Source organism: Methylotenera sp. (assembly GCF_036401095.1).
Lineage (GTDB): Bacteria > Pseudomonadota > Gammaproteobacteria > Burkholderiales > Methylophilaceae > Methylotenera.
This window is the reverse complement of record NZ_DASWWA010000001.1, coordinates 94,580-108,043: the sequence shown is the minus strand read 5'-3', so window position 1 is coordinate 108,043 and position 13,464 is coordinate 94,580. Positions and strand designations below refer to the sequence as shown.

Below are 13,464 nucleotides of genomic sequence, written 5' to 3'. Positions count from 1 at the left end.
CTATGAAACTAGTCTTTATTCTGGACCCGCTCGCCAGCTTAAAAAGCTATAAAGACACTAGCCTTGCCATTATGCGCGAGGCCAGTCAGCGTGACCATGAGCTGTTTGTGAGTATGCAGCATGATCTGTTCCTGCGTGGCGCACAGGCCAGAATTAACGTGCAGCAGTTTAGCTTTACGGGCGAAAGTTATGTGACTGCAGAAAAGGCAGAGTTTGCGCCCAGTGAGTTTGACGCCATCATCATGCGTAAAGACCCACCGTTTGATAACGAGTACCTTTACAGCACCTATCTGCTGGAAATCGCAGCCCAGCAAGGGGCGCGTGTATTCAACGACCCTAGTGCGATTCGTGGCTGGAATGAAAAGCTCTCTGTCACCCGCTTTCCGCAGTTTGCACCAGAGTTTCTAGTCACGGCAAATCAGGCATTAATCCGCGAGTTTCTTAACACGCATGCCGACATTGTGGTTAAACCTCTAGATGGCATGGGTGGCAGCAGTATTTTCCGCCTGACATTACAAGACCCCAATATCAGCGTGATTCTGGAAACCATTACCCAGTTTGGCTCGCAAACTGTGATGGCACAACGTTATCTGCCAGCGATTGTGCAAGGCGATAAGCGCATTATTGTCATTGATGGTGAACCATTGCCTTATGCACTGGCACGGATTCCGATGGCAGGGGAGACGCGCGGCAACCTAGCTGCGGGCGGTACTGGCGTTGCACAACCGCTCACAGAGCGTGATCGTGAAATTGCAACTACCGTTGGTAAAGTGTTAAAACAGACTGGCTTGTTCCTAGTCGGCCTAGACGTGATTGGTGAGCATCTCACCGAAATCAACGTCACCAGCCCCACTGGCATGGTGGAAATTGCCAACCAAACCGACTGTAACCCAGCCCGTATCTTTATCAATGCGCTAGAGCAACAACAGCATTCATAAATGCATAAAGGATTTAAACCGTTATTGATTGTAGCAGCATGCTGCCTAGCAATATGGGGTCTCATCGCTTACAACCAACCTCGGCTCTACCACAGCCAAAGCTATGTATTCGGCACACTGGTTGATATCAGCATTTATGGCGAGCCTGAAGCGCGCGCCAGAGCACTGACTAATCATATACTGCAAGACTTTCAGCACTTGCATCAGCAGTTACATGCGTGGAAGCCCGCAGCCGATAACCAAGCCAGTGAACTAAGCACCCTTAACGCAGCCTTCAGCTCGGGTAAGCCAGCCGTCAACATCAGCCCTCGCATGGCTGAGATCTTGTTCGACGCAAGCAAGCTATCACAGCAGTCTAATGGTTTATTCAACCCCAGCATCGGCCATTTAATTGGTGCTTGGGGCTTTCAGCGTGATGAATTTAGCGCGGTTAATATTGATAAAGAAACGATTAGCAACCTAGTTAAGGCGAATCCGCGCATGTCGGATATCGTCATTGAAAACAACACCGCCTACAGTAACAATCCCAATGTAAAACTGGATTTAGGCGGCTACGCCAAAGGTTATGCGCTAGATCAGGCGGCAGATTATTTACGCAAGCAACAGGTCAGCAATGCACTCATCAACATAGGGGGCAATATCATCGCACTGGGTCAACATGGCGATACAGCTTGGCGCGTAGGCATACAGCACCCACGCAAACCCACGGCCATTGCCACACTGGAGTTAGCCGATGGCTGGGCAATCGGCACCTCTGGTGATTACCAGCGCTATTTCATGTTAGATGGCAAACGCTATTGCCACATTATCGACCCTCGCACGGGCTACCCGGTACAGCACACGCAGGCGGTTACCGTATTAATTCCGCCACAAGCAGCGCATAGTAGCCAAGCTGGCGTATTATCTGACGTTGCATCCAAGCCGATTTTTATTGAACCATGGGCACAAAAATCAACCATTGCCGCCACTTTAGGCATTCAACATTACATGGCGATAGATCAAGCCTCTCATGCCTTTGTTACACCAGAAATGCAGACCAAACTCACTTGGCTAGATGCAGACTTTAAGAAGCATTTGCATGTTCAAGCTACCGCACTACATTAAAACCAGAATTAAAAGCAAAACCCATGTCATGCGGGCTGGTGATTGGTGCGTGCTCACCGCAGGCATTGTTCTGGTGGCGGTATTGTTTCAACAGTTATGGTCGCACGACGGTGCAACCCGCGTACAAATTCGGTTAGGCGACACCATATACGGCACATATAGCCTCAACCAGCAACGAGACATTCACGTAGAAGGTGCAATTGGCTCTGCCACCGTAAGTATCATGAATGGCAGAGCGAGATTTTCCAAATCCCCATGCCATAATCAATACTGCGTGCACCAAGGCTGGCTATCACGCTCAGGGCAGGCTGCGTTGTGCCTACCCAACCAGCTTAGTTTAGAACTGATTGGTGAAACAAAAAATTATGACTCACTCAACTATTAGCACTAGTATTACGTGGCAAATCTCTTAGACGATAAACCTATAGATGCGCGATTAACAATGCAGATTAAAACTACAATAGAAGACCATCGCATTGCTAAATTGGCCGCGCTTGCGATTGCGTTGCACATGCTAGAGGCGGTGATTCCATCACCGCTACCAGGTGTAAAACCGGGCATCGCAAACATAGTAACGCTGTATGTATTATTTAAACATGGATTTGCCAGCGCGGCTTGGGTGAGCATACTACGGGTATTTGCCAGCAGCCTGTTACTAGGGCAGTTTCTATCACCTACTTTTATGCTCAGCCTAGCCGGCGCATTGCTGAGTCTAGGTGTATTGTGGTTAAGTATGCACCTACCTAAAAAACACTTCGGCACGGTATCGTTAAGCATACTCGCTGCTTTTGCACACATAGCAGGGCAATTGATTATAGTAAGGCTATGGTTGATTCCACATGCCAGCGTGGCTTATTTAGTGCCTATTTTTGCCATGGCTGCGCTGTTTTTCGGGCTAATCAATGGCATCATTGCCCACAAGTTACTCTATAATGAAATATCTATCACAGACACCTCACCTAGAAGCAGCCACCACTAGCTAAGCAACCAAATGTTTCATACCCTTAAATCACATGCTAAAGCTCATAAAGCCCTTATAGCTGCTGTGATGGTGTCGTTGCTATTGCATACGCTATTCTTTTCGGAGTCCTCTTTCACACTGCCAGACATGGGTGATGACCATCAGCCACTCAATGTACAGTTAGTGCAAGCACCAGCACCCACCTTGGTAAGCAAAACCGTAGAAAAAATTGCACCTAAACCCAAGCCAGAAAAAACTGAAACTGCCAGTACCGAAAGTGCCACACCTGTTGATAGCACCGATACGTCCAGAGAAGATGAAATTGACTTTCCAGCAATCGACGACACAGATATACCACCGCCCCCAGCAGAGCCTGAGCCTGTTAAGCAAAGTGATGTGCCTGCGCCTACAGAACCATCAATCTCGGAGCAAGCTGCGGCAGTCGCAACACCGCAGTATATAGAAACAGAGTTTGAGGTGTTTCAAGGTGGCAATAAAAGTGTGGTAGGTAATGCACGAATCACCTTCAATATAGATAAATCCGGCAGTTACTCAATCAAAAGCACCATTGAAGCCCAAGGCATAACTGCTTTATTCTTTCAAAACCTAGTGCAAGAGAGCCAAGGCTATGTGACAGAAAACGGCTTAAAACCAAGCTATTACTCGTATCGATACGGCAACAAAAAATCACAGACTGCTAATTTTCACTGGGATGAGGGCACATTGACGATGCGTACTGAGAAGGGCGAGAAAACCGACAAATTAGAAATTGGCACACAAGATTTATTAAGCTTTATGTACCAATTCATGTTCACAGCACCAGTAGGAACTAACGCGATTAACATCACCAATGGCAAAACATTACGGAATTATAACTATCGCTTTGTGGGGGAAGAAATCATTTATTCAAAAGCTGGTGCACTAAATACAATCCATTTAATCAAAGCTAATGCGAATAATGAAGAAAAAACCGAATTATGGCTAGCCACTGACTACAAAGATCTGCCTATCAAAATCCGTAAAACTGAAAAAAATGGCAGTGTGATTGAACAGGTAATCACCAGCATTAACAGTACCCCAGCCTTAAAACTATCAGAGCCTAATGTCACTTGGTAGCATTAAAAAAATAAAGAGCGGCTTCGCCGCTCTTTATTTTTTAACAATTACTAGTTAATCTAGGAGCTCCCGCCAAATTGCCCGTTTACTTTGGAACTTGGCATTGCCACTACCAAATTCCGTGGCTACAGGTTCAAATTTTGCGTCTGCGGTTACCGCAGAAACCACTGGCTTACCCGCAATATACATCACATTGAAGCCAACAATTGGCGCATTTGTTTTCGTTGAAACCAGTCCTGTAGAGAGGTTTGGCGGCTTGCCACTATCATAACTAAAGAAATTAAAATAACTATAACCACCAGGGCTACAAACAGCATTAGATGGTATCGTCGTCGGCACCAACAGCGTACCAGCAACCAGTTGTCCTGCAACATTTTGTCGCTCAGCGGCAGTAGTAGTGTCAGAGGCAGCAGGCACGTAGAAATTTACAAACCAGCCATCACCATTGGCCATATCCACATTATTTGCCGAGCCTGTACGCGTGTTACTTGGTGCACTTAGCGTTTGCTCCACCAATGTATTACGCGGGTTATCAATGGTTGGGCCATCACTATCTTTAATTGCATAAAGTGTCTGTTGCTGTTTATTGGTAAGGTCATTTATTTCAAGATACTTACCAGTACCAACAAAAACAACACGATTCTCACCAACTTTACCTAACTCTGGTCGTGTAGTAATAGGCTGCCTGTTGTTTTGAGGGTCTCTCAATATCGCTACCAGTTTAGGGTTAGGGCTAGATGGTGTAGCGCCGATATCAAAGCGCCATAAATTACCCAATAAATCCCCACCATAAACCCAATGTGCTACATTTTCTTTCTCAGCATCGGCCACATCGGACCAAGCAGAAATCTCAGCAAGCCCACTTGGCGTTACATTGTCACCAACACCAGTACTAATATTTGCAACTAACGAAGTACCAGTGAGCGCATTCAACACATATAAAATGCCTTTACCACTCTCACTACCACCTCCATTGTTGTATCCAGATGTTAATACAACTACCCATTTATTTTCAGGGGTTTTGGTAATCACAGGATTACCGAAGCTATAGCCCATATTGTTATCGGTACGCGTGCAACCTGCGCAATCGCTATTACCAAACTCCCATAAAAGAATCGGTGAATCTGGATTAGTAATATCTAAAGCATAGTAGCCTTTACCACCACCATTCAGACCACCAACTAAAATGGTTTTCCAGCTACTTCCATCATATACATCAGATACTATAGGGTCACCATTTACATAATTCGCATGCATAGTTGCGTAATTTTTATCTGCCAACTTCCACATATTGGGGATTACCATGCTTGGCACATAAGCCCATCGCTCTTCACCTGTATCGGCATTAAAAGCGTGCAACATTCCATCATTGGTACCTATGTATACAGTCCTCCCCCTGCTCTCATTTATCCCATTAGGGTAATTGTTTTCAGTGTATTTAAATACTGGCTTACCTACAAATACCGGTGATGACTCAAGCGCATCACCCAAAAATGCCTCGCGATAACGGAACAGACGATTCACAACTGTATTGGTGCCTCGGTCTTCATACGCAGTATCTCCACGCAAGAAGTTCACTAAATTGGCTTCTTTAGCATTTGGCTGTTGTGTACTAGAATCTAACGACGTCCATTGGCTCAATTTAGGTGCCAGATAAGCCTGCTGAAAGTAAGACTGTTGAACAGGCGTCATATTTGTATAAGTAAAATTCGCAAGCGCACCGCCACTATTCATAAGAACGCGTCTAGTGCCTGAGGCAACCTTAGCAGCCATGGTGCCATGACAAGCGGCAGACACCTCGACCTTGCAATTTGTTCCATCCATAACTCCAGCAGGACAACTGCTAGCATTTGGTGTAACACAATAGTAAACACTACTACTGCCACTTGGCTGAGCCACGATAGAGCTAGGTGATGAGCATGATGCAGTCACGATATCTTCAGCACACCATACCGCAGACTCACTTACCTCTCCTGTTGTTGTATTAATTGTGCGCTGTTCTAAGTTGCCTGTCCATTTAACCGTGGTGTAGCTTGCCAAATAAGCATAATTATCGCCTTGCACAGGGTTAAGCGTGCTAGTCGCAGCTGCTGCACCAGCCCCAATTTTTGCATTAATTTGGGAAAGTGCTTCGGTTAGGCCCTTAGTAAGTTGCGCCGGATCTTTGGCACTGAAATAAGTGCCCTGCCCGTTAACCGCCGCATGCCAGAGATCATCTACCGCGGTTTCCGTATCCGCAACTGGGACTGGCCAATTCACTGTAGGACTGCCTAAGCTATTTTTAAGATTATAAAAATCCCCTGATGTTGCAGTTTTATAATCACTGCTATACATTAAAGCACCGTCAACGCCCAAACCCAAAGTAAACGTGGTCATGTGCTGTTGTGGATTGTTATCACTGCCACTCACAAATACGTTGTTCTCACACACATCCACTCCAAGTGCACCTGTGCAATTACTTAGGGCAGTAGTACGCAAATCAGTGTCATAATAATATTTGGCTACATCAGCCAAACTATTGGAGCTGGCAGTCGGGCCTTCATGCATAGGGCGCGCCGTCGACCCGCCATCTTTATTACCTACCTGCCCCGTACCTGCAACATCTTTCACATCAGCATCTGCATCTGTATTCCAATATCCATCTGTTGTTAACAATGCAAAATTCTGCTGGCAAGAGTATTGCACTGGATCGGAAGAGCCTACAGGGTTCTTACCCGCATAAATTCTGCCGACTAAGGAAAGTGCAGAGCGCAACGGAGTACTACTACTAGGTGTAATGCCAAACAGCTTGGTATACCACTGCTCCTTTTGGCTACCAGTGCCAGCATCAAACTTATCGATTGGTAAGTAATTACTGCTTTGGTTGGCGATGGTAATAAAGCCGACGCGATATCGATTATCAATCGGTTTAAAAGCTAAGCTTGCGGCGGTTTTCATCGCTTGCATACGAGTGCGGTAGTAGGTATACCAATTAGCAAAATTGGTCATTTCCTGCACATAGGTACATGTCGCCCCGCAATCTGTACGAGCGGCTGACTTAGGGTAACTGTCGTTAAGAGAAGTGATATCGGTACGGGTAAAGGTATAAGGCGGCGTAGATGAGCTAGTAACGCCACCGGTAGAGTTCACAATGCTGCCAACTGTGGCGCTATTAGTTAAACTGCTAACTTGCACATTCCCGTTACCACTAGCACCCGCAGCAACTGTAGATGTGATGGTAATTTTAGGGTTACTTGCGCCATCAGAAACTGCCGTGTATTCAGGGTTGGAGCTACAGCTATTAATTTTGGTAACAATTGCATCGGCAAGCGCATTACGTCGTGCGGAACCACTTCCTGATGAGGTAGACGATGCAGTACCACAGCCAGTGCCGGTGCCTCCCATAATTTCAATATTGTTTACCTTAACACTACCAACCGTGGTGGTGCCAGTGTTTACACTAGAAACCGTAAACGAGCCTACTGCAGCCACACCTGTAATGGCCGAGCCCACATAGCGCGGGTAGACATAAGCACCGGAGCGTGTTGATTTGCAGGTGGTCAATGCAGTGTTACTGCACCAACGCGACTTAGCCGGGAAACTATAACTGACACCAGCTACAGTCGTTGGCGTTGAGGACAATACGCAATTGACTAGCTCTGACTCACTACAATACTCTGTTGGCACCACAGAATAGTAATAGGGCGCACCAGTCACTTTAATTACATTGGTCAGCATGCTGGCAGTCATCTGCTGATCTGGCACTCCAGAAGTACGCCCATATTTAAAGGTTGCGTTTGGGTAAAGATAATCACTATTTTTTCGGCAGACACTGGTATTAGTCAGTTCACTGGCGCTAGGGTTTTGTTTAGTGCACCAAACTCGGTCAGGGTAGCTGGTCGTGAGATCCACATAATTGGCTGTTGCCAATAATTGCGTAGTATTTTGCTTATTGTAAGAGTCTGTCCTTACATTGGTAAATGTCGTTTGGTCACCTCTACTGGTACCATCTGCATTCACACCTGGCGTATAGCGAATTGCCGGATTGTAATACTGACTATTCATATCGCTATTCATAAAAGGTACATCACCCACCACGCACATATCCAGCACACGAGTCGTACCACTAACTACACCGGGGAACACATCACCTAGCGTACCAGATGAACCCGATGTGCCATCATCACCACTATCACGACAGTTTTTATCATTGGTAGCTGGACTATTAAAAACATCACTGATGTAATCAGGCGTGTAGTCCTGCTTCATACTGCCAGAGTTATCCAAAATAAACATCAGGTTGGGTAGCACGTTGGTGGTTGTAGCGTTTGCCAAAGGTACAGTGGCTAAATCAACCGTAGCAGCCTGTAGCGATACCGGCAACATACCACCTAAAAGTAACAAGCCAGTTATGGAAAAAGACGTCAACAAGGAGCGTGAGTAGTTTTTCATGATTTAATCCTAATAAACAAAGGCTTGCGTAAAACTAAGAGTATTTCTGGGACCTGCTACCCGAACGGTAACCCTGTACATTGGCTGATCACCAGCACTGGACAACTGGCCGCCAGAAGTGCCATACACCTTTGTAGATTGTGATCCTGGGCTTGTTGATGCGGCACCAAGCAAACATTTTTCTTTTGCCTTATACAGCCCTGTAGTAGGCAACACTGTACCAGCCACGCACATTCTTTCTACGACATAACTAATGGTATTACCACTACTGTCTTTACCAGCAGCAATGCCAGCACCAGAAGCCAAACTATAACCTGTAGTAAAGCGCACCTTCGCATCATCTTGAGGCGAGGCATAATAACCAGTATTTACGTTATCACTATTGAGTGCTGTTGTTTGATTCGCCTCCAGCCACTTAATAGCCGTCTCAACCCCCGTATCTGCTGATGCAGTTGCCGATTGTTTAAATGCCAAGTTCCCCGCTATCAACGTATTGGTATCTACAGACCGAATCAATGCCACCGCGGCAAGCGACATGACAACGAGTGCCATAAGCGCAAAAAACAGTACCACACCATTTTGTTTAAGCATGCTGTTCTGCTTGCTGCTAGCTTGGCGCAACACGACAGAAAAGGTACTGATTTTATTAAGTGAGTTCATGTTGAATTTACTCATAATACGTTTTTTGACCAAATAATATTACGTAGCGGAATAATGGTTTCATAAACGCGGTAACGGTAACGTTGCCAATTTTCAATTGTCGTTAAGTTAATCACAGGCGCCGGTGAGCCCGCTTCATCAGGCCAGGCAACTGGGGCATTTAAGGTTACTGTTTCTTTTTCCAGCTGCCCATTTCTCGCTACTATAGCCACTCTTACTGCTTTAATGCGATTTCTATTTGCAACAGTTAACCCTCCCGCAGCCCAGGTGCCGCTCGCATCAACCCAAGATGTTACCTTGTTATTATTCGCAGTGTCCGAAATGCCATACTGTGCCTGCATGCTAACAATTTCTGCCACACTAGACTGACCATTACGCTCAAGCATGCCATTATTAACGCCATAACTAACCGCACTCCAATTACCCAAGCAGAACAGACTAGCGCCAGATTTTGCAGCATTTGCCACCTTGCCACCACCATCAACAGCGACAGTGACTTTAGTGGTGGGAGTAACCGTTCTGATCTTGGTCATTGCGCAAACACCCTGATTCACAATCATGGCGACATGGTTAACTTTACACCCCATGTTATTATCAACAACAATTTCAGGTAATCCAGCAGGGTTACTAGATATCAGTGAAGAAAACCCACCCATAGGCGCATCACCATAACGTACAGTAATCTGGTCACTGCTCGTACCACCATCCACTATGGTTATCGGGAACATATCAAAGTCTTCAACAAATGGCGTGTCCGGGTCGTCGTACGAAGGCGATGGACTGCACTGCATGGGTGAACCTTTGGGGTCAATTTCTGGTAAACCAAATCCGGCTATTTGGACGTCTCTCTGAATATTGTATAGTGCAACATTGCCGTTGGTTTGTGCATCTGCTGTACCGGTAGTGCTGCGTTTTTGGCCTTCAAAGACTGAGAAAACTTGCATAATCACCAAAGTAACCAACATGCCAATAGCTAAGCCAACCATAATCTCAATTAAGCTGAACCCAAGCTGAGAAGTGCTTACGTCTTTGCGTTTGCAGCTGTCAAGGTACAGGATATTTGCATCATTTTTTTTAGTATTCGTTAGCATCTAAAAAGCCTCTGATTCAATATTTATCAATTGCCGATTAATTTGGTAAAACTTTAACAATTGAAGCATTCATCACCACATTATGCTGTTCGGAATCGCCTGGAGCCTGCCAAGTCACGGTCACCACAAACTGATTTAAATTTGGTTGTGTCACCGTACGTTCACCATTAGGTAACAATTGAGGGATTTTCGTCTGATTCTCTAGATAATTAATCGCGTTATCAGAATCTGCCCACATTTGGCCTATTCTTTGTTGCGCAATATAACTGGCATCCGCACGATACTTGGCATTACTAGTATTACTTAGCATTGCCCCTTGTAAGCCAACTAATGCAAGAATACCCATAGAAAAAATTACTATGGCAATTAGCGCCTCAAGCAACATTGCCCCCTGCTGCGCTTTAGCACTGCTCATACTAGAAAATGAGCGTTTGTTCAAAAAATTTGTACTATTGTTCACCTTAATACCTCTTACACAGTTAGCACTTGCGTGAGTCATTTGAGGATTGAGCAACCGCAGGATCACACATTCGTATATTCCCACCCACGCCAACCGTAATACGCAAAGCTCGACTGCCCGATACAGCCGTAGAGTTAATATCGACAGATGTAAATGACACCGGGGTGGTTGACCCTAAGTTATTAAAAACAACGGAGGTTTGTGCAGGTGGCGTTGTTAAAACAGTGATATTGGCAGTCGAACCTTCATTTTGGCTACGGCTGCGGATGGTGGCAGGACAGTCATCAACACCATCACCGTCAGAATCACCTACCGCAACAACACAACCTACCGTCCAACCAGAATTGCCAGTAAATACAAACTGAATTTGCGCGTTGCGTTTTACTGACTCTGCACGCGCCACTTGCAAACCGTTTTGAATGGACTCTGCAGCGCTACGAATACGTGTATTTTCTATCCAATCACGATAACTGGAAACACTTAAGCTTGCCAACACTGCGATGATAGCAATCCCAACCACCAGCTCTATCAAGCTATAGCCTAGCATGGTGCGTATTGGGGCTTGCACTAGCATGTGGCATCCTTACTTGTTAACCAGCAACTACCAGTAACACCATCGTATTTTGAAGATTTAACATCGCTTTGATCTACCGTATACTGAAAATTAGCCATTTCACCCACGCCATCTGCAACCAATACAAAAGCCGTAGCTGTTGCGCTACTACAACTATAAGCAAAATACTTTGCCCCACTAGCCGGCGCACAGATTCCACCTACATAAGTACGGTTATCTTGATAATACTGCTCCATCCTCACTTTCAGATTTGCCAGAGTAGAAGTCGCTTCGGCAGCCTTACCTTTTTTGACATAATCTCCATATTTTGGGAGTGCTATAGAACCCAAGATGCCAATAATTGCAACCGCAATCATCATCTCTACTAAAGAGTAACCCTTCTGAACAGCATACGACTGGTAACAGTGACTTGATTGTTTATTTAACAAGATATTCATGGCAATTTCCCTTTTTCCCTTAGCGTGAATCCTCTGCTTAATTATCGGCTATGTCTATTGGCATCCGACAAATGGTAAATTTAGCCTAACAAACGGTTATTGCTATCAATTTATAGGATCTTACCGCCTTTTGTACCAAGCTAACGGCAGGTAAAAAATGGTAGAATAGCAACTTAATTTTCTGGACTTAAGATGCGTTATCTCGCTACAAACTCATAGATAACTAACAAAAGGCTAATTTCAATGCGCGAAAAACTGATTATATTTCTGCTAATTTCAAGCAGCGCATTAAGCGCATGCGGCACCAAAGGCCCGCTATATATTCCTGAGAAAGCATACCCTCAGCCGACCACGTCCAGCAAATAAGCCCTGCATTTTTAACCCCTATCGTTAAGACATTACTGTGAATACTTTTACACTCAAAAACAATGTGCTGCATGCAGAAGATGTGGCACTTACACAAATTACAGAAAATTTTGGCTCACCTTGCTACGTATACTCAAAAAGTGCACTTAGCCAAGCTTTTGAGCGCTTTAGCGCTGGCTTTAAAGATGCGAATCATCTAGTTTGCTTCGCCGTAAAATCCAATCCTAGCCTTGCGATTCTCAATTTATTTGCTAAGCTTGGAGCTGGTTTTGACATCGTATCTGGCGGCGAGCTGGCACGTGTGATTGCCGCTGGCGGTGACCCGAAAAAGGTAGTATTTTCTGGCGTAGGTAAAACCGCAGACGAAATGCGCGCAGCATTAGAAGCTGGTATTTTTTGCTTTAACGTGGAGTCTGCTAGTGAACTAGTGCGACTAAACGATGTAGCAACCTATATGGGTAAAATCGCACCGGTTTCATTACGCGTAAACCCTAACGTTGATGCCAAAACCCATCCTTATATTTCTACCGGCTTAAAAAATAATAAATTTGGCGTGGCATATGAAGACGCGCTGGATATTTATCTGCAAGCGGCAGAAATGTCCAACATCGCCATTCATGGTGTAGATTGCCATATCGGCTCACAAATCACCGAGCTATCTCCGTTCTTAGACGCATTTGATCGCGTACTGGCTTTGGTTGATGCATTAGCTGAAAATAATATACAGATTCAGCATATCGACCTAGGTGGCGGCATCGGCATTTGCTACAGCGATGAAACACCACCGGAGTTCACCGCTTATGCAAAGGCCATGCGTGAAAAGCTGGGTAAACGCGATGTGAAACTGGTATTTGAACCAGGCCGCGCTTTGGTGGGCAATGCCGGTGTGTTAGTTACTAAAGTTGAGTATATTAAACAAACCGAAACCAAAAACTTTGCGATTGTAGATGCAGCCATGAACGACCTAATGCGTCCGGCACTCTATGACGCTTACCACGATATTAAAGCAGTAAAACCACGTGATGAAGCCACTGTGAACTATGAAATTGTCGGGCCAGTCTGTGAAAGTGGTGACTTTTTAGGGCACGACAGAGAACTGGCCTTACAAGAGGGAGATTTGTTGGCCATTATGTCTGCAGGTGCTTATGGCATGAGCATGTCTAGCAACTACAACACGAGACCACGCGTTGCCGAAGTCATGGTAGATGGCAGCGAATGCCACTTAATTAGAAAGCGCGAACAAATTGTAGATTTGTTCGCAAATGAAAGCATTTTACCGAACGGCTAATTGCCCAGCTCACTCCACCGCTAGCGATTAATACCTAA

The 13,464-nt window shown here is 45.3% G+C and carries 13 protein-coding genes; 7 read left to right on the top strand and 6 right to left on the bottom strand.

The features are described 5' to 3' along the window. The first annotated feature begins 2 nt into the window (after positions 1 to 2). The 5 genes from gshB to VGD82_RS00440 are packed head-to-tail and all read left to right on the top strand — an operon-like array spanning position 3 to position 4,119. Positions 3 to 938, top strand: a complete 936-nt coding sequence (gshB, locus tag VGD82_RS00460) for a glutathione synthase (protein WP_331018510.1) — start codon at positions 3 to 5, stop codon at positions 936 to 938. Beyond that, positions 939 to 2,042 carry an FAD:protein FMN transferase gene (locus tag VGD82_RS00455; RefSeq protein WP_331018509.1) on the top strand — a complete coding sequence of 368 codons (1,104 nt, stop codon included), beginning with the start codon at positions 939 to 941 and terminating at the stop codon, positions 2,040 to 2,042. It abuts the gene before it with no gap. Then, a complete protein-coding gene (locus tag VGD82_RS00450; protein WP_331018508.1) occupies positions 2,017 to 2,427 on the top strand; it encodes a NusG domain II-containing protein in 411 nt (136 codons plus the stop codon). The genes VGD82_RS00455 and VGD82_RS00450 overlap by 26 nt, the downstream gene beginning before the upstream one ends. A gap of 57 nt (positions 2,428 to 2,484) precedes the next feature. Then, positions 2,485 to 3,021: a Gx transporter family protein gene (locus VGD82_RS00445; RefSeq protein ID WP_331018749.1), complete on the top strand. Its 537-nt coding sequence runs from the start codon at positions 2,485 to 2,487 to the stop codon at positions 3,019 to 3,021. Between the two features lie 12 nt (positions 3,022 to 3,033). Next, positions 3,034 to 4,119 (top strand): DUF3108 domain-containing protein, encoded by a 1,086-nt coding sequence (locus tag VGD82_RS00440; protein ID WP_331018507.1) that lies wholly within the window; start codon positions 3,034 to 3,036, stop codon positions 4,117 to 4,119. A gap of 54 nt (positions 4,120 to 4,173) precedes the next feature. On the opposite strand, the gene VGD82_RS00435 is transcribed toward VGD82_RS00440, so the two are convergent. The 6 genes from VGD82_RS00435 to VGD82_RS00410 form a co-directional block, all read right to left on the bottom strand. Then, on the bottom strand, positions 4,174 to 8,550 hold the full coding sequence (locus tag VGD82_RS00435) for a pilus assembly protein (protein ID WP_331018506.1): 4,377 nt from the start codon (positions 8,548 to 8,550) through the stop codon (positions 4,174 to 4,176). 9 nt (positions 8,551 to 8,559) lie between these two features. Then, positions 8,560 to 9,225 (bottom strand): hypothetical protein, encoded by a 666-nt coding sequence (locus tag VGD82_RS00430; RefSeq protein ID WP_331018505.1) that lies wholly within the window; start codon positions 9,223 to 9,225, stop codon positions 8,560 to 8,562. Beyond that, positions 9,222 to 10,301 carry a PilW family protein gene (locus tag VGD82_RS00425; protein ID WP_331018504.1) on the bottom strand — a complete coding sequence of 360 codons (1,080 nt, stop codon included), beginning with the start codon at positions 10,299 to 10,301 and terminating at the stop codon, positions 9,222 to 9,224. Before VGD82_RS00425 ends, VGD82_RS00430 begins: the two co-directional genes overlap by 4 nt. A gap of 37 nt (positions 10,302 to 10,338) precedes the next feature. Then, positions 10,339 to 10,716 (bottom strand): prepilin-type cleavage/methylation domain-containing protein, encoded by a 378-nt coding sequence (locus VGD82_RS00420; protein ID WP_331018503.1) that lies wholly within the window; start codon positions 10,714 to 10,716, stop codon positions 10,339 to 10,341. 64 nt (positions 10,717 to 10,780) lie between these two features. Further along, positions 10,781 to 11,335, bottom strand: a complete 555-nt coding sequence (locus VGD82_RS00415) for a GspH/FimT family pseudopilin (RefSeq protein WP_331018502.1) — start codon at positions 11,333 to 11,335, stop codon at positions 10,781 to 10,783. Then, positions 11,329 to 11,772 carry a type IV pilin protein gene (locus VGD82_RS00410; protein WP_331018501.1) on the bottom strand — a complete coding sequence of 148 codons (444 nt, stop codon included), beginning with the start codon at positions 11,770 to 11,772 and terminating at the stop codon, positions 11,329 to 11,331. The genes VGD82_RS00415 and VGD82_RS00410 overlap by 7 nt, the downstream gene beginning before the upstream one ends. Before the next feature lie 243 nt (positions 11,773 to 12,015). On the opposite strand from VGD82_RS00410, the gene lptM reads away from it, so the two are divergent. Together lptM and lysA are read left to right on the top strand one after the other, a co-directional pair. Next, positions 12,016 to 12,138: an LPS translocon maturation chaperone LptM gene (gene lptM, locus VGD82_RS00405; protein WP_331018500.1), complete on the top strand. Its 123-nt coding sequence runs from the start codon at positions 12,016 to 12,018 to the stop codon at positions 12,136 to 12,138. A gap of 37 nt (positions 12,139 to 12,175) precedes the next feature. After that, the gene (gene lysA / locus VGD82_RS00400; RefSeq protein ID WP_331018499.1) at positions 12,176 to 13,426 is read left to right on the top strand and encodes a diaminopimelate decarboxylase; all 1,251 of its coding nucleotides are present in this window, start codon (positions 12,176 to 12,178) and stop codon (positions 13,424 to 13,426) included. The last annotated feature ends 38 nt before the right edge of the window (positions 13,427 to 13,464 follow it).

Excerpts from the sequence above, each read along its gene's own strand:
- gshB (WP_331018510.1), top strand. The coding sequence starts at position 3 with ATGAAACTAGTCTTTATTCTGGACCCGCTCGCCAGCTTAAAAAGCTAT.
- VGD82_RS00455 (WP_331018509.1), top strand. The coding sequence starts at position 939 with ATGCATAAAGGATTTAAACCGTTATTGATTGTAGCAGCATGCTGCCTA.
- VGD82_RS00450 (WP_331018508.1), top strand. The coding sequence starts at position 2,017 with ATGTTCAAGCTACCGCACTACATTAAAACCAGAATTAAAAGCAAAACC.
- VGD82_RS00445 (WP_331018749.1), top strand. The coding sequence starts at position 2,485 with ATGCAGATTAAAACTACAATAGAAGACCATCGCATTGCTAAATTGGCC.
- VGD82_RS00440 (WP_331018507.1), top strand. The coding sequence starts at position 3,034 with ATGTTTCATACCCTTAAATCACATGCTAAAGCTCATAAAGCCCTTATA.
- VGD82_RS00435 (WP_331018506.1), bottom strand. The coding sequence starts at position 8,550 with ATGAAAAACTACTCACGCTCCTTGTTGACGTCTTTTTCCATAACTGGC.
- VGD82_RS00430 (WP_331018505.1), bottom strand. The coding sequence starts at position 9,225 with ATGAGTAAATTCAACATGAACTCACTTAATAAAATCAGTACCTTTTCT.
- VGD82_RS00425 (WP_331018504.1), bottom strand. The coding sequence starts at position 10,301 with ATGCTAACGAATACTAAAAAAAATGATGCAAATATCCTGTACCTTGAC.
- VGD82_RS00420 (WP_331018503.1), bottom strand. The coding sequence starts at position 10,716 with ATGAGCAGTGCTAAAGCGCAGCAGGGGGCAATGTTGCTTGAGGCGCTA.
- VGD82_RS00415 (WP_331018502.1), bottom strand. The coding sequence starts at position 11,335 with ATGCTAGTGCAAGCCCCAATACGCACCATGCTAGGCTATAGCTTGATA.
- VGD82_RS00410 (WP_331018501.1), bottom strand. The coding sequence starts at position 11,772 with ATGAATATCTTGTTAAATAAACAATCAAGTCACTGTTACCAGTCGTAT.
- lptM (WP_331018500.1), top strand. The coding sequence starts at position 12,016 with ATGCGCGAAAAACTGATTATATTTCTGCTAATTTCAAGCAGCGCATTA.